Origin of the sequence: Rhodococcus sp. H-CA8f (assembly GCF_002501585.1) — a bacterium.
GTDB lineage: Bacteria > Actinomycetota > Actinomycetes > Mycobacteriales > Mycobacteriaceae > Rhodococcus_F > Rhodococcus_F erythropolis.
The window spans coordinates 2,887,392-2,912,626 of sequence record NZ_CP023720.1; the positions used below are offsets into that span (position 1 = coordinate 2,887,392).

The 25,235-nt window shown below is 63.2% G+C and carries 25 protein-coding genes; 19 read left to right on the top strand and 6 right to left on the bottom strand.

Annotated features, from left to right (window positions below):
• Positions 1 to 109: 109 nt before the first annotated feature.
• The gene (locus tag CPI83_RS13505) at positions 110 to 1,042 is read right to left on the bottom strand and encodes a DoxX family protein (RefSeq protein WP_003944048.1); all 933 of its coding nucleotides are present in this window, start codon (positions 1,040 to 1,042) and stop codon (positions 110 to 112) included.
• A 217-nt stretch (positions 1,043 to 1,259) separates the two neighbouring features.
• Here CPI83_RS13505 and CPI83_RS13510 point away from each other — a divergent pair, with 217 nt between their 5' ends.
• The gene (locus CPI83_RS13510; RefSeq protein ID WP_232816922.1) at positions 1,260 to 1,739 is read left to right on the top strand and encodes a DUF2716 domain-containing protein; all 480 of its coding nucleotides are present in this window, start codon (positions 1,260 to 1,262) and stop codon (positions 1,737 to 1,739) included.
• A 28-nt stretch (positions 1,740 to 1,767) separates the two neighbouring features.
• Here CPI83_RS13510 and CPI83_RS13515 read toward each other — a convergent pair whose 3' ends face one another.
• Positions 1,768 to 2,454 (bottom strand): MBL fold metallo-hydrolase, encoded by a 687-nt coding sequence (locus tag CPI83_RS13515; RefSeq protein WP_020969731.1) that lies wholly within the window; start codon positions 2,452 to 2,454, stop codon positions 1,768 to 1,770.
• Between the two features lie 174 nt (positions 2,455 to 2,628).
• On the opposite strand from CPI83_RS13515, the gene uvrA reads away from it, so the two are divergent.
• Entirely contained in the window at positions 2,629 to 5,589 is a 2,961-nt protein-coding gene (uvrA, locus tag CPI83_RS13520) for an excinuclease ABC subunit UvrA (protein WP_198586372.1), read from the top strand.
• Between the two features lie 72 nt (positions 5,590 to 5,661).
• Here the strand turns inward: uvrA and CPI83_RS13525 are convergent, their stop codons facing one another.
• A complete protein-coding gene (locus tag CPI83_RS13525) occupies positions 5,662 to 6,372 on the bottom strand; it encodes an alpha/beta hydrolase (RefSeq protein ID WP_019748620.1) in 711 nt (236 codons plus the stop codon).
• Between the two features lie 80 nt (positions 6,373 to 6,452).
• On the opposite strand from CPI83_RS13525, the gene CPI83_RS13530 reads away from it, so the two are divergent.
• Complete coding sequence (locus CPI83_RS13530; RefSeq protein WP_019748619.1) at positions 6,453 to 7,163, top strand: WYL domain-containing protein; 711 nt, start codon at positions 6,453 to 6,455, stop codon at positions 7,161 to 7,163.
• Positions 7,164 to 7,168: 5 nt separating this feature from the next.
• Here the strand turns inward: CPI83_RS13530 and CPI83_RS13535 are convergent, their stop codons facing one another.
• Both CPI83_RS13535 and CPI83_RS13540 read right to left on the bottom strand, forming a co-directional pair.
• Positions 7,169 to 7,585, bottom strand: coding sequence for a DUF1801 domain-containing protein (locus CPI83_RS13535; RefSeq protein ID WP_019748618.1), 417 nt, complete (start codon positions 7,583 to 7,585; stop codon positions 7,169 to 7,171).
• Position 7,586: 1 nt separating this feature from the next.
• On the bottom strand, positions 7,587 to 7,955 hold the full coding sequence (locus CPI83_RS13540) for a DUF1844 domain-containing protein (RefSeq protein WP_020907885.1): 369 nt from the start codon (positions 7,953 to 7,955) through the stop codon (positions 7,587 to 7,589).
• Between the two features lie 370 nt (positions 7,956 to 8,325).
• On the opposite strand from CPI83_RS13540, the gene infC reads away from it, so the two are divergent.
• The 6 genes from infC to pheT all read left to right on the top strand — a co-directional run bounded on the left by infC (position 8,326) and on the right by pheT (position 14,351).
• Positions 8,326 to 9,018 (top strand): translation initiation factor IF-3, encoded by a 693-nt coding sequence (gene infC / locus CPI83_RS13545; protein WP_003944008.1) that lies wholly within the window; start codon positions 8,326 to 8,328, stop codon positions 9,016 to 9,018.
• A gap of 43 nt (positions 9,019 to 9,061) precedes the next feature.
• On the top strand, positions 9,062 to 9,256 hold the full coding sequence (gene rpmI, locus CPI83_RS13550) for a 50S ribosomal protein L35 (protein ID WP_003944043.1): 195 nt from the start codon (positions 9,062 to 9,064) through the stop codon (positions 9,254 to 9,256).
• A gap of 63 nt (positions 9,257 to 9,319) precedes the next feature.
• Positions 9,320 to 9,709, top strand: a complete 390-nt coding sequence (rplT, locus tag CPI83_RS13555) for a 50S ribosomal protein L20 (RefSeq protein WP_019748616.1) — start codon at positions 9,320 to 9,322, stop codon at positions 9,707 to 9,709.
• Between the two features lie 23 nt (positions 9,710 to 9,732).
• Positions 9,733 to 10,563 carry an RNA methyltransferase gene (locus CPI83_RS13560; RefSeq protein WP_097387341.1) on the top strand — a complete coding sequence of 277 codons (831 nt, stop codon included), beginning with the start codon at positions 9,733 to 9,735 and terminating at the stop codon, positions 10,561 to 10,563.
• A 170-nt stretch (positions 10,564 to 10,733) separates the two neighbouring features.
• Complete coding sequence (pheS, locus tag CPI83_RS13565; RefSeq protein ID WP_003944109.1) at positions 10,734 to 11,804, top strand: phenylalanine--tRNA ligase subunit alpha; 1,071 nt, start codon at positions 10,734 to 10,736, stop codon at positions 11,802 to 11,804.
• Positions 11,805 to 11,864: 60 nt separating this feature from the next.
• Positions 11,865 to 14,351 (top strand): phenylalanine--tRNA ligase subunit beta, encoded by a 2,487-nt coding sequence (gene pheT, locus CPI83_RS13570; protein WP_019748615.1) that lies wholly within the window; start codon positions 11,865 to 11,867, stop codon positions 14,349 to 14,351.
• 58 nt (positions 14,352 to 14,409) lie between these two features.
• On the opposite strand, the gene CPI83_RS13575 is transcribed toward pheT, so the two are convergent.
• On the bottom strand, positions 14,410 to 15,474 hold the full coding sequence (locus CPI83_RS13575) for an Lrp/AsnC family transcriptional regulator (RefSeq protein ID WP_097387342.1): 1,065 nt from the start codon (positions 15,472 to 15,474) through the stop codon (positions 14,410 to 14,412).
• A 56-nt stretch (positions 15,475 to 15,530) separates the two neighbouring features.
• Here CPI83_RS13575 and CPI83_RS13580 point away from each other — a divergent pair, with 56 nt between their 5' ends.
• The 10 genes from CPI83_RS13580 (at position 15,531) to CPI83_RS13625 (ending at position 25,190) form a co-directional block, all read left to right on the top strand.
• Positions 15,531 to 16,850 (top strand): NAD(P)/FAD-dependent oxidoreductase, encoded by a 1,320-nt coding sequence (locus CPI83_RS13580; RefSeq protein ID WP_097387343.1) that lies wholly within the window; start codon positions 15,531 to 15,533, stop codon positions 16,848 to 16,850.
• On the top strand, positions 16,850 to 17,761 hold the full coding sequence (locus CPI83_RS13585) for a bile acid:sodium symporter family protein (RefSeq protein ID WP_041815009.1): 912 nt from the start codon (positions 16,850 to 16,852) through the stop codon (positions 17,759 to 17,761). Before CPI83_RS13580 ends, CPI83_RS13585 begins: the two co-directional genes overlap by 1 nt.
• The gene (locus CPI83_RS13590; protein WP_046378620.1) at positions 17,758 to 18,693 is read left to right on the top strand and encodes an SDR family oxidoreductase; all 936 of its coding nucleotides are present in this window, start codon (positions 17,758 to 17,760) and stop codon (positions 18,691 to 18,693) included. Before CPI83_RS13585 ends, CPI83_RS13590 begins: the two co-directional genes overlap by 4 nt.
• 116 nt (positions 18,694 to 18,809) lie before the next feature.
• Entirely contained in the window at positions 18,810 to 19,271 is a 462-nt protein-coding gene (locus CPI83_RS13595) for a hypothetical protein (RefSeq protein WP_021344370.1), read from the top strand.
• Between the two features lie 38 nt (positions 19,272 to 19,309).
• Positions 19,310 to 20,380: an N-acetyl-gamma-glutamyl-phosphate reductase gene (gene argC / locus CPI83_RS13600; protein ID WP_046378619.1), complete on the top strand. Its 1,071-nt coding sequence runs from the start codon at positions 19,310 to 19,312 to the stop codon at positions 20,378 to 20,380.
• 59 nt (positions 20,381 to 20,439) lie between these two features.
• The gene (argJ, locus tag CPI83_RS13605) at positions 20,440 to 21,651 is read left to right on the top strand and encodes a bifunctional glutamate N-acetyltransferase/amino-acid acetyltransferase ArgJ (RefSeq protein WP_020907877.1); all 1,212 of its coding nucleotides are present in this window, start codon (positions 20,440 to 20,442) and stop codon (positions 21,649 to 21,651) included.
• A complete protein-coding gene (gene argB / locus CPI83_RS13610; protein WP_019748607.1) occupies positions 21,648 to 22,571 on the top strand; it encodes an acetylglutamate kinase in 924 nt (307 codons plus the stop codon). Before argJ ends, argB begins: the two co-directional genes overlap by 4 nt.
• Entirely contained in the window at positions 22,568 to 23,767 is a 1,200-nt protein-coding gene (locus tag CPI83_RS13615) for an acetylornithine transaminase (RefSeq protein WP_020969719.1), read from the top strand. The genes argB and CPI83_RS13615 overlap by 4 nt, the downstream gene beginning before the upstream one ends.
• On the top strand, positions 23,764 to 24,714 hold the full coding sequence (gene argF / locus CPI83_RS13620; protein WP_019748605.1) for an ornithine carbamoyltransferase: 951 nt from the start codon (positions 23,764 to 23,766) through the stop codon (positions 24,712 to 24,714). The genes CPI83_RS13615 and argF overlap by 4 nt, the downstream gene beginning before the upstream one ends.
• A complete protein-coding gene (locus CPI83_RS13625) occupies positions 24,711 to 25,190 on the top strand; it encodes an arginine repressor (RefSeq protein WP_019748604.1) in 480 nt (159 codons plus the stop codon). The genes argF and CPI83_RS13625 overlap by 4 nt, the downstream gene beginning before the upstream one ends.
• The last annotated feature ends 45 nt before the right edge of the window (positions 25,191 to 25,235 follow it).

Genomic DNA, 25,235 nt, shown 5'->3' on the forward strand with positions numbered 1-25,235 from the left:
AAATTCACGCGCTGCAAAAGCGCCAAGACAGTCTAGTTCCCCCAGATGAACTGCCGCATAGATACAGGTCAGGCCACCCGAAGGTGGCCTGACCGTGTTTTCGGTGCACTCAGTGCGTCAATTCGTCCTTCTTGGCGCGAGCCTTTTCGAGCGCCTTCTCGGCGCGCTTTCGGGCACGCTTACCCAGCACCTCGGTCTGCTCCGACGCCGTTTCGGCCCACTCGTTGCTCTTTTCGAGCGCGAGTTCGGCGAACTCGGAGCTGCGCTTGCTCGCCAGCTCTGCCAGTTCGGCGCTGCGCTCGCGTGCGGTCTCGGCCAGTTCGGAGCCGCGCTTCTGCGCGACTTCGAGGATGTCCGGGCCGCGTTCTTTGGCGACCTCTCCGAATTCAGCGGCACGCTTGCTCGCGATCTCCGCGAACTCGGAGCTGCGCTCCTTGGCAAGTTCGAGCCAATCCGTGCCGTGCGCCTTCGCGGTTTCGGCAAGTTCGGAACCGCGTTCGGACGCCACCGACAGAGCGTGTTCGACGCGATCGCTCGTGTGATCGGTCTGCGATGCGACCAACGGAAGTGCCGCGGCGATAGACGCCTGAGCCTTCTTCGCGGCGCGGCGGCCACGCCAGCCGAGCGACGGCTTGCCCTCGGTGTCGACGGACGCGATCATCAGTCCGCCGAGCAGGCTGACGTTCTTGATGAAGTTGGTCCGCTGCATCGCTCGCAGTGACGGATCGGTTTCGTTCCAGAAGTCGTGACCGGCAAGCGTGGTCGGTACCAGGCTCCCCGCGAGGACCAACGACGCGAGGCGCGGCGCCTTGCCGGTGGCCAGCAGGGCACCGCCGCCGATCTGGACGGCGGCGTTGATCTTGACGAGTGTTTCCGGATCAGCAGGCACCTTCTGCGTCACTGCTCCTGGCAGCGTCTCGACGGATTTGTCGATCAGCGGTGACGCTTTGGCTGCTCGCTGAGCGGGGTTGCGCAAAGCATCGATTCCCCCGGCGATGAAGATCGTGGAAAGCAGTGGACGAGCAATTCGACGTACCAGCATGTTTCAAGCCTCCCGATGTAGGTTCGTTTTCCACCCTAGCGATCTCACAAGGAATTGGTCCGGTTCGGCGATCCCGCGACGCCTGACCCGGTTGACGGATTCCTGGTCGCCGAAGCGCGCTGTACTGCGTCGATGACTTCTCCACCGATCCGGACACACCGTTCTGAAGTATCCGTTACCGCGTATCCGCATACGGCGTGTTCGAAGGTGTCACACAATGCACACCGATCAACCACCATGGTGGGGTGACCACGAAGGTATCGCTGAGCCGACGCCGTCCGTGGTCTTCGATTTGGGTGCGGCGCCAGCTGCGACTCCAGGGGCGTGGGCCGCTCGCGTGGATGCGATCAACGCCGAAGCGTTGCGCTGTTTTGTCACCGATTGGAACGACGATCCCAACTTCGTCGTTCTGGATTGGCAGCATCCGGGCTACACCTTCGACGCGGAGGCGCATGCTGCCGCGAAAGAGTTGGCGGAGTGGCGTGTCCCGATCTATCCGAACGGCGACTACTACATATTCAGTCGAGACGACTTCACGGAAGGGACCTTCGGCCATCCGTGGGAACGCACGCTGTGTGTGTTCGGGGAACGGATGGTCGAAGGACTCGGCCGGACTCTCTCGACCTGGCTTCCGCGACTTCGCGTCGACGGTGAACAGGTCGACGATGAACAGGTCGATAGTCAGGAAGTCGGCTAGCAGGGTCCAGTACGGAGCAAGCGGAACGTCACCAACCGCGCTCGCGCCATTCCGCCAAGTGCGGGCGCTCGGTACCCAGCGTCGTGTCCTTGCCGTGCCCGGGGTAGACCACAGTCGCGTCGTCGTACCTTCCGAACAGCTTGTTTTCCACGTCGTCGAGCAGGGAAGTGAACTTCTCGGGGTCGGCGGTCTTTCCGACGCCTCCGGGGAAGAGTGAGTCGCCGGTGAAGAGGTGAACCTGCCCGTTCGGTTCGGTCAGAGCCAACGCAATGGAACCGGGCGTGTGGCCGGACAGGTGAATGACGTCGAGGCTCAGATTGCCAACTGTCACCTTGTCACCGTCTTCGAGGAGTACGTCCGGGGTGACGGGAAGGACCTCCGCGTCGAGAGGGTGAGCGGCGGTCGGCACCTTGGTGGCAGCGTGGACGTCCTGCAGAGCCAACCAGTGATCACCGTGTTGGTGGGTGGTGACGATGGAATCGAAAACAGGTGCTTCCTGTTCGATGAGCGCAATGATCTTCTCGGCCTCGTTGGCCGCATCGATCAGGAGAGATTTCCCGGTCGCGGAACAGACGACGAGGTAAGTGTTGTTGTCCATGGGGCCGACCGACATCTTCGTGATGACGGCGCCGTCGACTGTGCGCCGCTGAGGGGCAGAATCGGGGGAGACCTGACCGGTGTAGGAGTCGTCGATCACGATGGGCTGATTCGTCATGAAACGCAGGCTACCTTCGAATAGGGGCAGGTAGAGCGATGGGCTCGCCTGGTGAGAAAAACGTGTCGGTGGCTCGGCCTACGATGACGATCGCTCGAGGACTCGCGTTTGCGAGGCCACTCGAGACTTCTCCGGGGGGACGGCCCCGGACGATTGACAATGAAGGGAATTGGTGTGGCGGATCGCCTGATCGTGCGGGGTGCGCGTGAGCACAATCTGCGAGGAGTCGATCTCGACCTCCCGCGAGACAGCCTGATCGTCTTCACCGGGTTGTCCGGCTCCGGCAAGTCCAGCCTCGCGTTCGACACGATCTTTGCCGAAGGTCAGCGTCGCTACGTCGAGTCACTCTCGGCATACGCGCGTCAGTTCCTCGGTCAGATGGACAAGCCCGATGTCGATTTCATCGAGGGTTTGTCGCCGGCGGTGTCCATCGACCAGAAGTCGACCAACCGCAACCCCCGTTCGACGGTGGGCACGATCACCGAGGTCTATGACTACCTCCGGCTCCTTTATGCCCGCGCAGGTTCTGCGCACTGCCCGGTCTGTGGTGAGAAGATCGCACGTCAGACCCCGCAGCAGATCGTCGACCAGGTGCTCGAGATGGAAGAGGGCATCAAGTTCCAGGTCCTCGCACCGGTAGTCCGTACCCGTAAAGGCGAGTTCGTCGATCTCTTCGATCAGCTCAACACCCAGGGCTACTCGCGCGTGCGCGTCGACGGAGTCGTCCATTCACTCGCAGATCCGCCGAAGCTCAAGAAACAGGAAAAGCACGACATCGAAGTAGTGGTCGACCGATTGCAGGTCAAGGCGAGCTCGAAGCAGCGCCTGACCGACTCGGTCGAGACCGCACTTCGATTGGCCGAAGGCATCGTGGTCCTCGACTTCGTCGACCGCGAGGAAAATGCACCTGATCGCGAGCGTCGTTTCTCCGAGAAACTGGCCTGCCCGAATGGCCACGCACTCGCGATCGACGATCTCGAACCGCGCTCGTTCTCCTTCAACTCGCCCTACGGCGCCTGCCCGGAATGCACCGGCCTCGGTATCCGCAAGGAGGTCGACCCGGATCTGGTGGTTCCCGATCCTGACCTGAGTCTCGAAGACGGTGCAATCGCGCCGTGGTCGATGGGCCAGAGTTCCGAGTACTTCGGACGCCTGCTGTCCGGCATCGGCGACATTCTCGGATTCGACATGAAGACGCCGTGGAACAAGTTGCCGGCGAAGGCCCGCAAAGCAATCCTCGAAGGCAGCGAAGAGCAGGTGCACGTCCGGTACAAGAATCGGTACGGCCGTACCCGTTCTTACTACGCGGAGTTCGAAGGTGTGATGCCCTTCCTGCATCGCCGCCTCGAGCAGACCGAATCCGATCAGATGAAGGAACGCTACGACGGGTACATGCGCGACACCCCGTGCCCGGCGTGTGGTGGTGCTCGCCTGCGCCCCGAAATCCTGTCGGTAACTATCGCGGCGGGAGACTTCGGCAGTAAGTCCATCGCCGAGGTCTGTGAACTGTCGATCTCCGATTGCGCGGATTTCCTGAACAGCCTCACTCTCGGTTCGCGTGAAGAGGCAATCGCGGGTCAGGTCCTCAAGGAAGTTCAGGCGCGCCTCGGCTTCCTGCTCGACGTCGGCCTGGAATACCTTTCCCTCTCGCGAGCCGCGGGCACGTTGTCCGGTGGCGAAGCCCAGCGAATTCGCTTGGCAACGCAGATCGGATCCGGACTCGTCGGTGTGTTGTACGTGCTCGACGAGCCGTCCATCGGCCTGCACCAGCGTGACAACCGGCGACTGATCGAAACCCTGACGCGCCTGCGCGACCTCGGCAACACGCTGATCGTCGTCGAACACGACGAAGACACGATCCGTACATCCGACTGGGTGGTCGACATCGGACCGTACGCCGGCGAGCACGGCGGCAAGGTCGTCCACAGCGGACCGTACGAAGAACTGCTGACGTGTGAAGAGTCTTTGACCGGGGCCTACCTGTCGGGTCGCAGCTTCATCGAGGTTCCGGCCATTCGTCGGCCGGTGGATCGCAAACGCCAGGTCACGGTCGTCGGAGCTCGCGAGCACAATCTCGACGGCATCGACGTAAGTTTCCCGCTGGGTGTTCTCACCGCTGTCACCGGTGTCTCCGGTTCGGGCAAGTCGACGTTGGTCAACGACATTCTCGCGACCGTCATGGCGAACAAGCTCAACGGTGCACGCCAGGTGCCTGGCCGTCACACACGAATCAACGGTCTCGATCAGCTGGACAAGCTCGTGCAGGTCGATCAGTCTCCGATCGGCCGGACTCCGCGATCGAATGCGGCGACGTACACCGGTGTGTTCGACAAGATTCGAACCCTGTTCGCGGCCACCACGGAAGCGAAAGTCCGCGGTTACCAGCCCGGCCGATTCTCGTTCAATGTCAAGGGCGGACGCTGCGAAGCGTGCTCCGGCGACGGAACCTTGAAGATCGAGATGAACTTCCTGCCGGACGTGTACGTGCCCTGCGAGGTATGCCACGGCGCTCGGTACAACCGCGAAACGCTCGAGGTCCACTACAAGGGCAAGTCGATCGCCGAGGTACTCGACATGCCCATCGAGGAAGCAGCCGAGTTCTTCCAGCCGGTCACCTCTATTCACCGGTACCTCAAGACGCTGGTCGACGTCGGACTGGGCTATGTCCGACTGGGTCAGCCGGCTCCGACCCTGTCCGGTGGTGAGGCGCAGCGCGTCAAGCTGGCCGCCGAGTTGCAGAAGCGGTCCACCGGTCGCACGGTGTACATCCTCGACGAGCCCACCACGGGTCTGCATTTCGAGGACATCCGCAAGCTCCTGATCGTGATCAACGGTCTGGTCGACAAGGGCAACAGCGTGATCGTGATCGAGCACAACCTCGACGTGATCAAGACATCGGACTGGGTCGTCGATATGGGGCCCGAAGGTGGATCCGGCGGCGGAACCGTTGTGGCGCAAGGTACCCCGGAGGACGTTGCCGCGGTCCCCGAGAGCTACACGGGCAAGTTCCTCAGTGAGGTTCTCACCGCACAACACGCGCCCGTCAAGGCCAAGCCGATCACCAAGAAGCGTGCAACGAAGGCAGTTGCCGCAAAGAAGGCGGCGCCACGGAAGAAAGCTGCTTCCGTGAGCTAGTAGAAGGTGAGCAAGTAGAAGTCGGTCAGTGATGCCGGGTCGGAATCCGATCCGGCATCACTGCTTTGTCGATCAGGAAGCGGCGGCCTCGAGGATCACCTGGGCGACGTCTTCGGGGCGCGACCACATCGGCCAATGGCCGGTCGGGAGGTCGACGTACGTCACGGGGAGTTTCGCCAGTTCTGCGGCCATCGGATGACCTCCGTCTGCCATCTGGGCAATCACCGCGGACGGGAACGTGCTGCAAACGACGGTTGACGGCACCTGGTAGCGCTTTTCGTTCGTCAGGACAATCGGCTCACGCGCCGGCCCGGCCGGTTCGGGGACGGCGTTGGCGCGAAACGCCTCGAGAGCCTTCTCGTCGAGTCCTTCGAGGCTGCTGCCGTCTGCTTCAAGTTCTGCCCACGTCGGCAGCGGTATCTCGACGACGTCAGCGGCCAGATCCGGTCGCAGCGCCGCGCCGTCGGGCATGGGACCTGAATCGACGTAGACGATCCGCGCGACCCGATCCGGGATGCGATCGGTTACCGCGTATCCCACCGGGCCGGCGCCGCTGTGCACGACCAGGACCGTACGTTCGTCTGAATCCGATACAGCGTCGATGACTGCGCGGACGTGGGCGTCGAAGGTGACCGCTGATCTATCTGCATCGACGGCGTCGAGTCCGGGCAGCGTCAGGCTGGTCACGCGGGTGGTGTCGGAGCGCTCGAGGTGGGGGAGGACTGCGTCCCAAGCCCATGAGCCGAGCCAGAATCCGGGAACAAGAACGATGTGAGTTTTCATGGACTCACTGTGCAATCAGGTTGGTGACAACAGAGTGTCACCAATTATGTCACTGTTTGGTATCGAAATCTGCGACACTGGTGAACGTGAATCGAGCTGCGAGATTGCACGCTCTCGTCGAAGAGCTTCGGCGACAGGGCGATCGAGGGGCTACGTGTTCCCGATTGTCCGAGGAATTCGGTGTCACCACCCGGACGATCAAGCGGGATATCGAGACTCTGATGATGTCGGGCGCGGCGATCGAGGCGCGCTCGGGCCCCGGGGGTGGATACCGACTCGTAGGTCGCGCCACGCTACCGCCGGTCAATTTCACTGTTCCGCAAGCAGTTTCAATCGCGTTGGCATTGACGGCGGCCGGTGACGCCCCGTTTGCGCCGGACGGACGAGCAGCTCTGGCGAAACTGCTCGACGTGATGGACGAGGAGAGTCGTCGTAAGGTCGCCGAACTCGGTGGCCGTGTGTGGATTCGCGGCGACGGCGGGGTAGTAGCGGATTCGCGCACGAACCGGCGGGCCGTCGAGCAGGGGCTCGAACAGAGTCGCGTCGTGTCGTTGCACTACGTGGATGGGGACGGTGCGGAGACGGTGCGGGCAGTTGAGCCGCACATTCTGGCGCAGGACCGTGGGCAGTGGTTTCTCATCGGCTGGTGTCGCCAGCGCGACGCGGTGCGGTGGTTTCGACTCGATCGAATGCGTCGGGCCACGCTCACGAACGATCACTTCACACCACGGGATTCGACCCTGTTCGGCCAACCGCCCGAAGACGCTCGGCCTGTAGCCCCACGAAGGTGACCTGTTCAGTCGATCATGTTGCGGGCTGCGGCAACGGAATCCGCGATCAGTTCGGTCAGGACTGCCATGTCGACGTCGCTCAGCCGTTTGACGTACAGGCAGCCCTTGCCGATCTTGTGCTTGCCGAGGCGCGCCAGTGTGTCGGTGTAGTCGTCGAAGTTCAGCGACAAATACAACGTGAGCGCGGTGGCCCTGGGGGAGAACCCGATCAGTGGGGTGTCACCTTCGTGGCCACTCGCATACCGGTAGTGCCGTGCCCCGAAACCGATGATGCTCGAGCCCCACATGACGGCAGGCTCGCCGGTCGCGGCCGACAGCAAGGAGATCAGCTCCACGCTGTCGGCACGCTTGCGGTCGTCGACGCGTGAAATGAATGCGTCGACGTCCTCGGGCGTCGGTTGGGTCTTGTTGGCGGTTGCCAACTCAGTAGACCGGACCGGTGAACTTCTCGCCCGGTCCCTTTCCTGGCTCGTCCGGGTGCGAGGAGGCCTCACGGAATGCGCGCTGCAGGGCTTGAAGGCCTTCACGGATGGGTCCGGCGTGGGGGCCGAGGTATTCGACCGACGCAGTCACCAGTCCGGCAAGCGCCGTGATGACTCGACGAGCTTCGTCGAGGTCCAGATAGGGACTGGAAGACGGATCGGCGTCGGAGAGGCCGAGTTTTTCGGCAGCCGAACTCATCAGCATCACTGCGGCGCGGCTGATGACCTCGACCGCGGGAACTTCGGAGAGTTCGCGGACGTCGGGGTTCGCGCCGTCGGTGTTCTGATCTGCCTCGAAGTTCTCACTCATGGTTGTAAGGATTCCATCAGGCCGTGGTGGTGTTGAATCGGGCCTCTCCCGGCAGCACTGGGAGCGGCACCGATTTCTTTCATCTGTGGCGACCTGTTACTCTTGTTGCAACGACCGCCTCCGACTTGTTCGGGGGCAGCAAGTGGAGTCCGACTCCCACCTCTGCGCGGCAGGTGAAACTGCAGTTCAGTGGTTCCGGTCACCTGTTATCGGAGATCAATTCTTCGTCAGGTTCCTCGCTCAGTCGAGGAGATAGGTTTCGGCGTGAGCTGGATCTTATGTGATCGGTCGACATCGGGCCCCGCGGATGAGCAATCATCACAGCGGGGCTTTTTTGTTGGGGTGCGGGCGGTACGGGCTGCGTGCGGTCATGAAGACCGCACCGTTCAACCTAGGAGGCCCCATCAGCACTGAGACCCGCATCAACGATCGTATCCGCGTTCCCGAGGTTCGTTTGGTCGGACCTGGCGGGGAACAGGTAGGCATCGTGCGTGTTGAAGATGCACTCCGCTTGGCCCTTGAGGCCGACCTCGACCTGGTCGAGGTAGCTCCTGATGCCCGTCCACCGGTCTGCAAGATCATGGACTACGGCAAGTTCAAGTACGAGGCTGCACAGAAGGCACGTGAGTCACGTAAGAACCAGCAGCTGACGGTCATCAAGGAGCAGAAGCTCCGACCCAAGATCGACGACCACGACTACGAGACCAAGAAGCGCAACGTCGTTCGCTTCCTCGAAGCCGGTTCCAAGGTCAAGGTCACGATCATGTTCCGCGGACGTGAGCAGTCACGCCCCGAACTCGGCTACCGCCTTCTGCAGCGTCTGGGAGCAGACGTCGCAGATCTCGGATTCGTCGAAACCTCGGCAAAGCAGGACGGCCGAAACATGACGATGGTCCTGGCACCGCACAAGGGCGCCAAGACTCGCGTCAAGGCGCAGGAGAGCGCTCAGGCGCCAGTGGCTCAGGCTGCTCCGCGTCCGGCTCCGGCCGCACCGGCTTCCAGTGAAGCAGCTCCGGAAGCACCGGCGACCGGCGATGCCGCTCCCGAGGCTCCGGCCAGCTAGTCGATTTCCCAAGATCCACCACGTAACAAGAACTGAGGACTCCATGCCCAAGATGAAGAGCCACAGCGGCGCCTCGAAGCGATTCAAGGTGTCCGGCAGCGGAAAGCTCATGCGCCAGAAGGCCGGCCGTCGCCACCTTCTCGAGCACAAGTCCAGCAGGGTTACCCGTCGTCTCGACGGTGTCGCTGTTGTCAGCCCTGACGACGCTCCGCGCATCAAGCGCATGCTCGGCATCTGAGTCGCCCCCTTACTGACCACCCGGGGCCGTACTTTCAGCCCCTAGATTGACAGGATTTTTCAAGTGGCACGCGTAAAGAGGGCGGTCAACGCCCAGAAGAAGCGTCGTTCAATTCTTGCTGCATCCAGCGGCTACCGTGGACAGCGTTCGCGTCTGTACACCAAGGCCAAGGAGCAGCAGCTCCACTCGCTCACCTACGCGTACCGCGACCGTCGTGCGCGCAAGGGCGAGTTCCGCAAGCTGTGGATCACGCGTATCAACGCTGCAGCTCGCGCAAACGACATCACGTACAACCGCCTCATCCAGGGCCTGCGTCTGGCAGAGGTCGAGGTCGACCGCAAGATCCTGGCCGAGCTCGCTGTCTCCGATGCCGAGGCCTTTGCCGGCCTGGTCGCACTCGCGAAGGCCGCTCTGCCGGCTGACGTGAACGCTCCTGCCGGAGAAGCAGCCTGATTCACGCATCACAGCAACGGCCCGTGGACCCGCTCACCGAGCGGACTCCGCGGGTCGTTTCTGCTGTCAAGCTCCTGCGCACAGCAGAACGACGCAAAGCAGGACGTTTCCTCGTCGAGGGCGAGAACTCGGTCACCGAACTGTTGAACGGTGCACTCTCGCACGGCGAGGCCTGCCCGGTACACGACCTCTTCTACACCGAGGACGCAGCCGAGCGCTATCAGCACGTCATCGATCGGGCGCTGACCGCTGGAGTTCGTGTTGCTCTTGTGACCGATCGAGCAATCAAAGCTCTGAGCGACACCGTCACGCCGCCCGGTCTCGTTGCCGTCAGCGATCTACTGGATGTACCGCTGAGCGCAGCCGTCCATCAGGAGACCCGCCTGCTCGCAGTGCCGGTCGAGGTCAACGAACCAGGTAACGCGGGCACCGTCATTCGCATCGCCGACGCAGTGGGTGCCAATGCGGCAATCCTCGCCGGTGACAGCGTCGATCCGCACAACGGCAAGGTCGTTCGTTCGTCGGCGGGCAGCCTCTTTCACCTGCCAGTCGTCCGCGATCGAGACACGGTGTCGGTGATCGAGCAGATTCGCGCAGCCGGCATTCAGATTCTCGCGACTGCAGCTGACGGCGAGGTCGATCTCGACGAGGCCGACGAGTTGCTGAGCAAGCCGACGGCCTGGCTGTTCGGTAACGAAGCTCACGGTCTCGATCCGGCGATCGCCGCACAGGCTGATCATCGGGTCAGGATTCCGATCCATGGCCGCGCCGAAAGCTTGAACCTCGCGACAGCGGCGGCAATTTGCCTGTACGCAAGCGCGCGGGTGCAAAATCGCGCCACCGATCACGGCTGAAAACGCACGCGGAGACCTCACGGAATCCCATTTGCGGAAGCCTGAGACAATACAAGAGCAGAGACAATGCTCGAGCGAGTTCGAATGCTCGCTCGCAGTACAAGAAGTAAGCAGTACAAGAAGCACGCAGTACGAGAAGTAAACCGAGAAGCGACAGGAGCGTCACAGCCGTGGCCAAAAATGAGGGCGCGACACCGCCGGAGGTCGACGCGAGTGTACTCACCGAAGAGGCGTTGACCGCTGCGGCTGAGAACGCCGAGAAGGCGCTGGCGGACGCCGCTGACCTGGACGCGCTGGCGCACGTCAAGGTGGAGCACCTGGGGGACAAGTCCCCGATCGCCCTCGCGCGCCGGGGACTCGGCAGCCTTCCGGGCAAGGAAAAGGCGGACGCCGGTAAGCGCGTCAACATCTTCCGCACTCGGATCAACAACGCGTACGACGCTCGTCGTGAGGTTCTCCTCGCCGAGCGTGACGCTGCGGTGTTGGTTGCCGAGGCAATCGACGTCACTCTGCCTTCCGATCGGCACCCCGTCGGGGCTCGTCACCCGATCAGCCTGATTTCCGAGCAGGTCGCCGACGTATTCGTCGCGATGGGTTGGGAAGTTGCCGAGGGTCCGGAGGTGGAGACCGAGCACTTCAACTTCGACGCACTCAACTTCTTGCCGGATCACCCTGCGCGCACGATGCAGGACACCTTCCACCTGGCACCCGAGAACTCGCGCCAGGTGCTGCGTACCCACACCTCGCCGGTGCAGGTCCGCACCATGCTCTCGCGTGAGGTGCCGATCTACGTGGTGTGCCCGGGCCGCACGTTCCGCACCGATGAACTCGATGCGACCCACACGCCTGTCTTCTCGCAGGTCGAAGGCCTGGCCGTCGACAAGGGCCTGACCATGGCCAACCTGCGCGGGACTCTCGACGCGTTCGCTCGTGCCCTTTTCGGCCCCGAGACGCGTACCCGTATGCGCCCCAACTACTTCCCGTTCACGGAACCGTCGGCCGAGGTCGACGTCTGGTTCGCGAACAAGAAGGGCGGCGCAGGCTGGGTCGAGTGGGGCGGCTGCGGCATGGTCAACCCGAACGTTCTGCGCGCCAGCGGTATCGATCCCGACGAGTACTCGGGTTTCGCATTCGGCATGGGCCTCGAGCGGACCCTGCAGTTCCGCAACGGTATCCCGGACATGCGCGACATCGTCGAAGGTGACGTGCGTTTCACGCTGCCCTTCGGTGTCGCAGGCTGACCGATCCGGTCCGCGGAACCTTCACAAAGACTTATCGACAAACGAGAGAGCTGAGCAGACGTGCGAGTAGCGCAATCCTGGCTGACCGAGATCCTGCAGCGGGCAACTCCGGACTGGGAGGTGACCCCGGAAGAGCTGGACGCCGGGTTCGTCCGGGTGGGACTCGAAGTCGAGGAACTCGACACACTCGAGGCGATCGACGGCCCGTTGGTCGTCGGCAAGGTCGTCTCCATCACCGAACTGACCGAGTTCAAGAAGCCGATCCGCTTCTGCCAGGTCGAGGTCGGCGAACCCGAGCCTCGCGGCATCGTCTGTGGCGCACGCAATTTCAACGAGGGTGACCTCGTCGTCGTTGCGCTGCCCGGCGCGGTGCTGCCCGGCGGATTCGAAATCGCCACTCGCAAGACGTACGGCCAGGTGTCCGACGGCATGATCTGCTCCGTCTCGGAACTCGGTATCGGCAAAGACCATTCGGGCATCTTGGTGCTCGAGCCTGGTACCGCCGAACCCGGCGCAGACGGCAACGAGTTGCTCGGTCTCGGTGACACGATCATCGAACTGAACATCACCCCGGACCGTGGCTACTGCTTCTCGGTCCGTGGTCTCACGCGAGAGCTCGCGTGCGGCTTCGATCTCGAATACGCCGATCCCGCTTCGGTTCCCGCGCACCCGGCTGAGGGTGAAGCCTGGCCGGTGCGCCTCGAACCGGAGTCCAAGGCTTCGCGTTTCGTGATGCGGAAGATCACGGGTATCGATCCGCAGGCAGTGAGCCCGTGGTGGCTGCAGCGTCGACTTCTGCTCTCGGGTGTTCGCCCGATCTCGCCGGCCGTCGACGTCACCAACTACGTGATGCTCGAACTCGGCCAGCCTCTCCACGCGTTCGATGCGACCTCGGTGCAGGGCGACCTGGTGGTCCGTCGCGCCAAGGCGGGGGAGAAGCTGACGACGCTCGACGACGTCGAACGCACGCTCGATCCCGAAGACGTTGTCATCGCCGACGATTCCGGAGTCATCTCGCTGGCTGCCGTCATGGGCGGCGCAACCACCGAGGTGGGAACGGCAACGACGGACATCCTCCTCGAAGGAGCTACTTGGGATCCGCTCGCAGTCTTCAAGACGGCGCGCCGGCACAAGCTGCCGAGTGAGGCGAGCAAGCGTTTCGAGCGCGTCGTCGATCCGGCGATTCCGCTCGCGGCCGTCGACCGCGCAGCCGCTCTGCTGGTCGAGATTGCCGGCGGACGGATCGAGCCGGTCCTGACCGACGTGGGCGATGTTGCCCCTCGCGCTGCCATTCGCATGGATATCGACCTGCCCGACCGTGTCGCCGGAGTCACGTACCCCAACGGCACCGCAGCTCGCCGCCTCACCCAGGTTGGCTGCAACGTCGAGGTCGGCGTCAGCGAAGAGGGACACGGCCAGTTGGTCGCGACGCCGCCGTCGTGGCGTCCGGACCTGGTGCAGCCTGCGGACCTCGTCGAGGAAGTTCTTCGCCTCGAAGGTCTCGAGCAGATCCCGTCTGTGCTTCCCGCCGCTCCGGCCGGACGCGGATTGACTCCGTCGCAGCGGCGTAAGCGCACGGTGTCGAAGGCCGTGGCTCACGCCGGTTACGTCGAGGTACTTCCTCCGGTCTTCCTGCCCACCAACGTCTTCGACGTCTGGGGCCTCGACGCGGATGATCCGCGCCGCAACACCAGCAAGGTCCTCAACCCGCTCGAAGCCGATCGTCCGGAGTTGGCGACCACGCTGCTCCCGGGTCTGCTGGAGATCCTGGCTCGCAACGCTTCTCGCGGTCAGCGTGATCTTTCGCTGTACGGCATCGCGCAGGTTGTCCTGCCGGGCCCCGATACCAAGCCGGTGGATGCATTGCCGGTGGATCGTCGCCCGACGGACGAGCAGATCGCGAACCTGATCGCGTCGTTGCCGGCTCAGCCCGTGCACATCGCTGCAGTGTTGAGTGGTTTGCGTGAGCCGAGCGGCCCCTGGGGTCCTGGCCGTCAGGCCGAGGCTTCGGACACTTTTGCAGCAGTGCGGGTCATTGCAGCTGCAGCAGGCGTCGAGGTGGAACTGCGTGCGGCGCAGTACCTGCCGTGGCATCCCGGCCGTTGCGCCGAGGTTGTCGTTGACGGCAACGTAGTCGGTCATGCGGGCGAACTGCATCCGGCTGTTCTCGAGCGTGCGGGATTGCCTGCGCGCACTTGTGCACTGGAGATCGACCTCGACGCTTTGCCGTTGGTCGAGAACCTGCCGGCGCCGCGCATTTCGCCCTTCCCCGCAGTGCTCCAGGACGTGGCGGTTGTTGTCGATCGCGATATTCCTGCGGCGAAGGTCCAGGAAGCTCTGCGTTCCGGCGGCGGCGAACTTCTCGAAGACATTCGCCTCTTCGACGTCTTCGAGGGCGAGCAGGTCGGTGAAGGCCGCAAGTCGCTCGCGTTCGCGTTGCGATTCCGTGGTGTCGACCGGACACTGACCGAGGACGAGGCAAGCGCGGCTCGCGATGCCGCGGTCGAGGCTGCCTCCAAGGCAGTCGGTGCGCAGATGCGCGGCTGATCTACTCAACTGATCACAGAGCCCACGTCCACTCCCGGTGGTCGTGGGCTCTGTTGTGTTATCGGTTTTCCGGTGAATCGGTGCGGCTCGGCAACCACACATCCGGGGCGATAGTCGAGGTTCTGCGCCCGTCCTGATCGAGTACGTGACCGAGCAGTTTGCGCAGGTGCAGCACGATGGATCGTTCGGTGACGTAAAGCCCCGAAATCTCCTTGCGCAGACGAATTTCGAATGCATCGAGTTCTGCAGGAGAATGCAGCCACAACTGAACCACCAGGTTGTCGGCGCCCACCACCGCGAAACAGTTTCGGACTTCCGGCGCTCGGCTCAGTAATCGGCCCGCAGTATCGAGAAGTTCGGGTTCGACGCGGCACCACAGTGTGGTGAGCACGGGAAGCCCGGCCAGCGGCCGGGCAAATTCACACCGCAGCGCCACCAACCCCGAAGACGTGAGCCGGTCGATCTGGCGTTTGCATGCAGCCGGACTGACACCGATCGCGTCGGCCAACTCCTTCATGGGAGTGCGCCCGTCGTAGGCGAGGATCGTGAGAACCTTGCGATCCTGTTCGGAAATGCCGGTCGACCGAGCGCGCACGGCAGTACGGTTTTCGCTGGTGGTCAGCACACCCTTCTCGGACGGTGCCAGCGCATTGAGTCTCCATCGCCCACCTTCGGTGAACCAGCGTGTGATGATCGAGGTTCGTGTCGCGAGTACGCCGTCGATGGTTGCGATCTCTTCCGAGATGAAGCGCGACATCGACGCCAAGTCTGCAGTACCGGCTGTGACGAGCAGATCGGCTCTACCTGTTGATACTTCGATGGTCACGGCGTGGGCCAAGACGGTGAGACGTGCCGCGACGGTGTCGAGAAGTTCTGGTGAGCAATCGATTTCGATGATCGCTGTGACGATGGTGCCCAGCACCTGTGGCCCCGGAGTAACCGTGACCCAGGCCAACGACGATTCGGACAGTCGATTCCAACGCCGGGCGAGAGTCGCGGCGTCGAGTTCGAGTGGGCCGGCCAACGAAAGCCACTTCGATCGCGGTGCGAGCTGCAGCGCATTGATTATCCTCAGATCGATTTCATCTATCCCGCGATCGTTGTCGGCATCGAGTGCGCTCATAACGTCATTATCCTGCACATTGCCGCAAGATTCGAACTATCTGCGACGCTCGACCCATGAGCACAGAGGGCAAGTACGCGCTGATCGGAGCGGGTCCGTCTGGATTGGCCGGCGCGCGAAACCTCGATCGAGCCGGCATAGCGTTCGGCGGCTTCGAGAGCCACGACGACGTCGGTGGGCTCTGGGACATCGACAACCCGCACAGCACCGTCTACGAGTCGGCGCACCTCATTTCGTCGAAGGGCACCACCGCATTCGCGGAGTTCCCGATGGCGGATTCGGTTGCCGACTACCCGAGCCACGTCGAACTTGCCGAGTATTTCCGCGACTACGCCGATACCCACGATCTTCGCAGGCACTTTGCCTTCGGCACTACCGTCATCGACGTTTCGCCGGTCGATTCGCTGTGGCAGGTCACCACGCGTAGTCGCAGCGGTGAGACGACAGTCGCGCGGTATCGAGGCGTGATCATCGCGAACGGAACGCTGTCGAAGCCGAACGTACCGACGTTCCGGGGCAACTTCACCGGCACGTTGATGCACACGAGCGAGTACCGCAGCGCCGAGATCTTCCGCGAAAGGCGGGTACTGGTCATCGGAGCGGGCAACAGTGGATGCGACATCGCCGTCGATGCCGTCCACCAGGCCGAGTGCGTCGATTTAAGCGTTCGGCGAGGCTACTACTTCGTCCCCAAGTATCTGTTCGGACGACCCTCGGACACCTTGAATCAGGGAAAGCCGTTGCCGCCGTGGATTAAACAACGCGTCGACACCTTGGTGCTCAAGCAGTTCACGGGAGATCCGGTGCGGTTCGGATTTCCGGCACCGGACTACAAGATCTACGAATCGCATCCGGTCGTGAACTCGTTGATCCTGCACCACATCGGGCACGGTGACGTGCACGTGCGCGCTGACGTCGACCGGTTCGAGGGGAAGACGGTGCGGTTTGTCGACGGATCGTCTGCCGACTACGACCTCGTTCTCTGCGCCACGGGGTATCACCTCGACTATCCCTTCATCGCGCGCGAGGACCTGGACTGGTCGGGCGCTGCCCCGGACCTGTTCCTCAACGTCGCGAGTCGCCGCCACGACAATCTCTTTGTGCTCGGCATGGTCGAAGCATCCGGTCTCGGGTGGCAGGGCCGTTACGAGCAGGCCGAGTTGGTGGCCAAATTGATCACCGCACGCACCGAAGCCCCCGCCGCGGCGCGCGAATTCTCGGCAGCGGCGGCCGGCCCTCCTCCCGATCTGTCCGGGGGATACAAGTACCTGAAGCTGGGACGAATGGCCTACTACGTGAACAAGGACGCCTACCGATCGGCGATCAGACGGCACATCGGACTGCTCGATGCCGCTCTGACGAAGGGAGGACAGTGATGCCGATCGACGACGTGGTGCTCAACTTCAACCCGGGATCGTTGATGATCCTCAACGTGGTGCTGGCCGCGATCATGCTGGGGATCGCCCTCGACACCTCGGTCGACGACTTCCGTCGTGCGCTCACCAAACCCAAGGCGATGGCGGTGGGTATCGCTGCCCAGTTCCTGCTGCTGCCGGCAGTGACTTTTCTGCTGACGCTGATTCTCTCGCCCGCTCCCTCGGTAGCGCTCGGCATGATCCTGGTGGCGTGCTGCCCGCCGGGCAATATCTCGAATGTCCTGACTCACCGGGCGGGCGGTGACGTCGCACTCTCGGTGTCCATGACGGCGGTGTCGAACGTCTTCGCGATCTTCCTCATGCCGCTCAATCTCGCGTTCTGGGGGAGCCGACGCCCGGAGACGGACGCTCTGTTGCAGTCCGTGAACCTGAATGCGCTCGAGATGGTCGCGCAAATCGCCCTGATCATCGGCGTGCCGTTCGTTCTCGGCATCTGGGCGGCACAAAAGTTCCCGGAGATAGCCGCGAAAGCGCAGCCGTGGGTGAAAAACGGTTCGTTGGTGGCGTTGTTGATCTTCATCGTCGCGGGGGTGTCAGGGAATGCGTCGTACTTCGTCGACTACATCGGGGTGGTACTGCTTGCGGTCTTCCTGCACGACACGGTTGCCCTCGCACTGGGATACTTCTGCGGCGCCGTCACCGGGTTGAACGAATACAGCCGTCGCGCCGTCTCTTTCGAGGTCGGCATCCGCAATGCCGGACTGGGGCTTGGCCTGGTGTTCACGTTCTTCGACGGGCTCGGTGGCATGGCCGTCGTGGCCGGCTGGTGGGGAATCTGGGACATCATCGCCGGGTTGGCTCTGGCGACGATCTGGTCCAAGCGACGCGCCCGAAAGGCGGTACCGGCATGACCGTCGCACTCGTCACGGGCGGGAACGGGTTCCTGGGTACCGCTGTCATCGACGCACTGATCGCGCAGGGCATCACCGTTGTCTGTGCCGACCTCACGGTCAAGGACACGCCGGACGATCGCATCCGCCGCGTTAGGGCGGACGTCTGCGACCCCACAGAATTGGGGCGGGTGTTCGGTCAGTACCGACCGAACGTCGTGATCCACCTTGCGTCCATCGTGAATCCCGGCAAGAACACGACAGCAGAGCAGGAGTACCACGTCGACGTCGACGGGACACGAAACGTGCTCGCGGCCTGCGTCGAACACGGGGTTGGACGGATCGTCGTGTCTTCGTCCGGAGCGGCGTACGGCTACCACTCCGACAACCCACCGTGGATCACCGAGGACGTACCTGTCCGAGGCAACGACGAATTCACTTACAGTCGCCACAAACGCCTGGTCGAAGAGATGCTCGCCGAATATCGCGTCGAACACCCGGAGTTGGAACAAGTTGTCTTCCGGATCGGCACGATCTTGGGTGAGAGCGTCGACAATCAGATCACCGCGTTGTTCGATCGCCGCAAGCTGCTCAAGGTTGCCGGGAGCGACAGCCCCTTCGTGTTCGTCTGGCACACCGATGTCGCGGGCGCTTTTGCGGAGGCCGTGACCGGAAACCAAGTGGGCATCTTCAATGTCGCGGGCGACGGCGCGTTGACCGTCGACGAGTTGGCTTCCCGGATGGGCAAGCGCACGGTGACGCTTCCTGCATGGCTGTTGCGAGGCGTTCTACGCGTCGGACGGCGATTGGGCGTAACGGAACACGGTCCGGAGCGCGTCGGATTTCTCCAGTACCGACCCGTTCTCGACAATCGGCGGCTCAAGGAACAGTTCGGGTACGTCCCCGCATATTCGAGCGAGGACGCGTTTGCCGCTTACCTCGCCTCACGCTGACCCCTTCGGCAGACAGTCGTGGAAGGATCGGAGTTGTCCGTCGGCATTTCGAGAAGGGACTGACAGTGTCACGAAATGATGGGCCCGAACATGATGGGTCCGAGCACGATGGTTCCGTGCACCAGGTGGTCGAGGCCGCCAGTGCACTCGACGACAAGGACTTCCTCGCGGTCGTTCGCGCAGTGGTCGAGCGTCGTCCGAGCTTGTCGGTCCTTCTTTCCGTGGTGGACACCGCTGCCGCGAGCCTCGAGCCGCACCGTGTAGAGGACGACAACACGATCACCGACGCCGAAGAAGTTGAACTGCCCGACACCGTTGTGGAGGTCGACGAGATCATCGACGTCCCGGTGGTACTTGCGACCGACCCGAGAATTCCCGAACCCGACTACACCGAAGGGGGAGTCCCCACTTTCGACCGTGTTCGGGAGAAGATAGAGGGGCGCTTCGGTACTTCCATAGGTTCGGCCGAATTGGCACACGAGAGTCCTGCCGGAAAGTCCGTGGACGAGCAGTGGGACGAGCGCCAGAAGGCCGCAAAAGCCAAGCTCGAGGAGATCCGGCGATCCATGGGTAAGTAATTATGCATTCCGATGCACAATGATGCATACTGTGTGACATGACTGAAGGTGGTACGACCGAGAACGCACGCAAGCCGATCAGAGTCGCCGTTGCCGGCGCCAGTGGGTACGCCGGTGGTGAGGTTCTGCGTCTGCTCCTCGGGCACCCGTCCTACGCCGACGGCAGTCTGGTGATCGGTTCGCTGACCGCCGGTGGCAACGCCGGTTCGACGCTCGGTGAGCATCATCCGCACTTGCTCCCACTCTCTTCGCGGGTACTCGAAGAGACCACTGTCGAAATCCTCTCGGGTCACGACGTCGTCTTCCTCGGTCTCCCACACGGAAATTCGGCTCAGTACGCCAAGTTGCTGCCCGAGTCGACGGTCATCATCGACTGCGGCGCGGACTTCCGGCTGCAGGATCCCGCAGCCTGGGAGAAGTACTACAAGAGCACTCATGCCGGTACCTGGCCATACGGTCTTCCTGAATTGCCCGGTGCCCGTGAGAAATTGGTAGGCGCAACCCGCATTGCCGTTCCGGGCTGCTACCCGACGGCAGCGAGCCTCGCGCTGGCCCCCGCCGTTGCCGCGGGGATCGTGGAGTCGCACGTGAACGTGGTTGCGGTCAGTGGCACTTCGGGCGCCGGCCGGGCGCCGAAGGCCGATCTGCTGGGTTCCGAGGTCATGGGCTCCGTCCGCGCATACGGTGTCGGAGGTGTCCATCGCCACACCCCTGAGATCATTCAGAATCTTTCGGCCGCAGGCGGCAAGGACATCAGTGTTTCTTTCACTCCAGTCCTCGCGCCCATGCCGCGCGGCATCCTCGCGACCTGCACGGCAGCCACCACGGCCACCGAAGAGCAAGCGCGCGAAATCTACGAAAAGGCATACAACGACGAGCCGTTCATCCACGTGCTGCCTGCCGGAGTCTTCCCGCAGACCGGTGCCGTGATCGGATCCAATGCCGTGCAGATCGGGGTCACCGTTGACGCCGACGCCGGTCAGCTCGTTGTCATCTCGGCAATCGACAATCTCACCAAGGGCACCGCCGGTGGCGCGGTGCAATCGATGAATCTCGCCCTTGGCCTACCCGAGACCGCAGGTCTCTCTACCGTGGGAGTAGCTCCGTGAGCACCGACAATCCGCAGCAGATCGAGAACGCAACCGAGCCTGACGCGACCGTTGCAGACGTGGTTCACGTCGCCGGGGGACGGCTGCTCCGCACACAGGGCGTCACCGCACCTGCCGGATTCCGCGGTGCCGGAATTGCTGCCGGTATCAAGAAGAGTGGCAAGTCGGACCTCGCATTGGTGCTCAACGAGGGACCCGATCTGGCCGCTGCCGGCGTCTTCACCCTGAACAAGGTCAAGGCCGCTCCGGTGCTGTGGTCTCAGCAGGTTTTGACGACGGGCAAGCTGCGCGCGGTCGTGCTCAACTCGGGCGGCGCAAACGCGTGTACCGGCGCGGGCGGATTCCAGGATGCGCACAAGACTGCCGAGGAAGTTGCGTCGGCACTGAGCAACTGGGGAACCGAGACGGGCGCGATCGAGGTCGCCGTCTGTTCGACCGGCCTGATCGGTGACCGCTTGCCCATGGACAAGCTGATCCCCGGTGTCACCGAGGTAGTGCACGAACTGGCCGGCGGAATCTCCGGCGGTACCGACGCGGCGTACGCGATCATGACCACCGATACCGTGCCGAAGCAGGCGTCGCTGCACCACGCGAACAAGTGGAACGTCGGCGGAATGGCCAAGGGTGCAGGCATGCTCGCGCCCGCACTGGCGACGATGCTGTGCGTCGTCACGACCGATGCTGTCGCAACGGCCGAGCAGCTCGATACCGCTCTGCGCGCCGCCACCCACCTGAGCTTCGATCGCCTCGACGTCGACGGCGCCACGTCCACCAACGACACGGTGCTCCTGTTGGCCTCCGGCGCCAGCGGTGTCACACCGACCCAGGACGAACTCAACGCCGCGGTCTTCGCAGTGTGCGACGATCTCGCGGATCAGTTGATGGCAGACGCCGAGGGCGTCACCAAGCGGGTCAAGGTGACGGTGCGCGGCGCAGCGTCCGAGTCCGATGCGTTGATCGGCGCTCGGACCATCGCCCGCGACAGCCTGGTCAAGACGGCACTGTTCGGATCCGATCCGAACTGGGGCCGCGTCCTCGCAGCAGTGGGTATCGCTCCCATCGAGCTCGATCCCGATCGAATCAGTGTGTCCTTCAACGGGAGTCCCGTCTGCATCGACGGCGTCGGCGCTCCGGGAGCGCGTGAGGTGGACCTGAGCGGGATCGACATCGAACTCGACATCGACCTGGGAATCGGCAACGAGTCCGTGAGCATTCGCACCACGGACCTCTCGCACGCGTACGTCGAAGAGAACTCGGCGTACTCGTCATGACCGAGACGTATCCCGTGATCAGCGAGCATCAGAAGGCGCATGTCCTCGCCGACGCGCTGCCGTGGCTGCAGCGATTCCGAGACAAGGTGGTCGTGGTCAAGTACGGCGGAAACGCCATGATCGACGAGACACTCAAGACCGCCTTCGCCGCGGACATGGCGTTCCTGCGGACTGTCGGCATCCACCCCGTCGTCGTGCACGGCGGCGGCCCGCAGATCAACGCGATGCTGGCACGCCTTGGCATGAAGGGTGAGTTCCGCGGTGGTTTCCGGGTCACGACGCCCGAGGTGATGGACGTCGTCCGGATGGTGCTCTTCGGTCAGGTGGGCCGTGAACTCGTCGGCCTGATCAACGCGCACGGTCCGTACGCGGTCGGTATCTCCGGTGAAGATGCGCACCTGTTCACCGCTACTCGACGCACTGTTGCGGTCGAGGGGGAGCAGACCGACATCGGCCTGGTCGGAGACGTCACCACCGTGAACCCAGACGCGGTACTCGATCTCATTGCGGCAGGACGCATTCCGGTGGTCTCGACCATCGCGCCCGATGCCGACGGCGTCGTCCACAACATCAACGCCGATACCGCCGCTGCCGCACTGGCCGAGGCGATCGGTGCCGAGAAGCTCGTTGTCCTCACCGACGTCGAAGGCCTGTACACCGATTGGCCGGACCGATCCTCGCTGGCCACCGAAATCGACACCGACGCCCTGGCCCAGTTGTTGCCGAGTCTCGATGCCGGCATGGTGCCAAAGATGGAGGCCTGCCTTCGCGCGGTGCGCGGAGGTGTGCCGTCGGCGCACGTGATCGACGGCCGGCTCGAACATTCAGTCCTACTCGAACTTTTCACCGGTGAAGGAATCGGCACGATGGTCGTGCCCGGCTCCTCGGTCGCCGGTCCCCAGCAGGGAGCTACTTCATGAGCACGATCGATCTGCAGCAGCGGTGGTCCGCTTCGCTGATGAACAATTACGGCGTACCCCGGGTTGCTCTCGTCCGCGGTGACGGCGCCGTACTCACCGACGCCGACGGCAAGCAGTACGTCGACTTCCTTGCCGGAATCGCCGTCAACATCCTCGGACACGGACATCCGGCCGTCGTCGAAGCCGTCACTACTCAGTTGTCGACACTCGGCCATGTTTCCAACCTGTACGCCAGCGAGCCGGTCGTCGAGTTGGCGGAGCAGTTGCTCGCTCATCTCGGCAACGTCACCGGGCGCGCGTTCTTCTGCAACTCCGGTACCGAGGCGAACGAGGCTGCCTTCAAGCTCGCTCGCGCCACTGGCCGGAAGAAGATCATCGCGGCCGAGGGCTCTTTCCACGGTCGCACGATGGGGGCACTCGCTCTGACGGGTCAGCCGGCCAAGCGGGCGCCGTTCGAACCGATGCCCGCCGGTGTCGAGTTCGTGCCGTACGGCGATGTCGAGGCACTGGAGCGGGCAGTCGATTCCGACACCGCTGCTGTGTTCCTCGAACCGATCATGGGTGAGGGCGGCGTCGTAGTGCCACCCGAGGGATACCTAGTCGAGGCTCGGCGGATCACCGCCGAACGTGGTGCGCTGCTCGTACTCGACGAAGTTCAGACCGGCATCGGCCGGACCGGCTGGTTCTACGCACATCAGGCAGTCGGCATCGTGCCGGACGTCATCACTCTTGCGAAGGGACTCGGCGGCGGAATGCCGATCGGCGCCTGCATCGCGACCGGGGCAACGGCAGAGTTGTTCGGACCGGGCAAGCACGGTACGACGTTCGGTGGCAATCCGGTGTGCGCTGCGGCGGCGCTTGCCGTGCTGAAAACCATTGCAGCGGAAGACCTGATCTCACGCGCCGACAGCTTGGGCAAATCGATCTCGGCGGGCATCGAAGATCTGGGCCATCCGTTGGTCGACTACGTACGGGGATCAGGACTGTTGCTGGGTGTCGTGCTGACCGAGGACGTCGCGCCGGCGGTGGAAAATGCCGCGCGCGAAGCCGGGTACCTTGTGAATGCAGCGCAACCCGGAGTGATCCGGTTGGCGCCGCCGCTCATCCTCACGGATGAGCAGGCCGAAACCTTCGTGGCAGCACTACCTGCCATCTTCGACAGTGCACTATCGGCTGACCAGCCGGGGGAGAAGTGACTACCGTGGTGAAACACTTTCTCAGGGACGACGATCTGACTCCGGCGCAGCAGGCCGAAGTTCTGGAACTCGCTGCGATTCTCAAGAAGGACCCGTTCGCTCGGCGTCCACTCGAGGGTCCTCGCGGAGTCGGCGTCATCTTCGAGAAGAACTCGACGCGTACACGTTTCTCGTTCGAGATGGGCATCGCGCAGATGGGCGGCCACGCCGTCGTCGTCGACGGGCGCAGTACCCAACTCGGTCGTGAAGAGACGTTGGCGGACACCGGACGCGTACTCTCCCGCTATGTCGACGCCGTCGTGTGGCGCACGTTCGGCCAGAAGCGCTTGGAGCAAATGGCAACGGGTGCAACGATTCCCATCGTCAATGCGTTGTCCGACGAATTTCATCCCTGTCAGGTTCTGGCCGATCTGCAAACGCTGATCGAGCAGAAGGGTGAGCTCAAGGGACTGAAGCTGACCTACCTGGGCGACGGCGCCAACAACATGGCTCACTCGCTGATGCTCGGCGGAGTCACCGCAGGCATCGACGTCACCATCGCAAGTCCCGCTGGCTTCGAACCGGCGGACTGGGTAGTAGCAGCAGCGCGCACACGCGCCGCGGAAACCGGCGCGACCATTACGCTGACGCAGGACCCGCAGGCCGGCGTCGTCGGTGCCGACGCGTTGGTAACCGATACCTGGACCTCGATGGGTCAGGAGAACGACGGGCTCGATCGGGTCGGACCTTTCCGTCCGTTCCAGATCAACAAGGAACTGCTCGCCAAAGCAGATCCGAAGGCTGTCGTCCTGCACTGCCTGCCGGCCCATCGCGGCGAAGAGGTCACCGACGAGGTTCTCGACGGACCCCAGAGCGTCGTCTGGGACGAGGCGGAGAACCGTCTGCACGCCCAGAAGGCGTTGCTCGTGTGGCTGCTGGAACAGCGAACCCAACTGGACCAGGCGTGAGCGTCGCTCCCACTCGGGCCGGTCGCCAGTCGCGCATCATCGCGCTGCTGGCGGCGCACCCCGTCCGAAGTCAGACGGAATTGGCGGCGTTGCTCGGTGCCGAGGGCATCGAAGCGACGCAGGCCACCCTCTCGCGTGACCTCGAAGAGCTGGGAGCGGTGAAACTGCGTGCCGCTGACGGCGGCGCCGGTGTTTACGTGGTGCCGGAGGACGGGAACCCGGTACGCGGTGTGTCCGGCGGTACCGACCGCCTCTCACGGCTGTTGGGTGAGCTGTTGGTCTCCACCGATTTCAGCGGCAACATGGCGGTTCTCCGGACACCGCCGGGAGCCGCGCACTACCTCGCGAGCGCACTGGATCGGTCCTCGATGCCCGACATCGTGGGAACGATCGCCGGAGATGACACCATCTTCGTGGTGGCCCGAGAACCGCTTTCCGGAGCGGAACTCGCGGCCATGATCGAATCCCTCGCCTGACCCCTTATTCTTGATAGAAGATTTTCAACCGAAGGAGCACACACA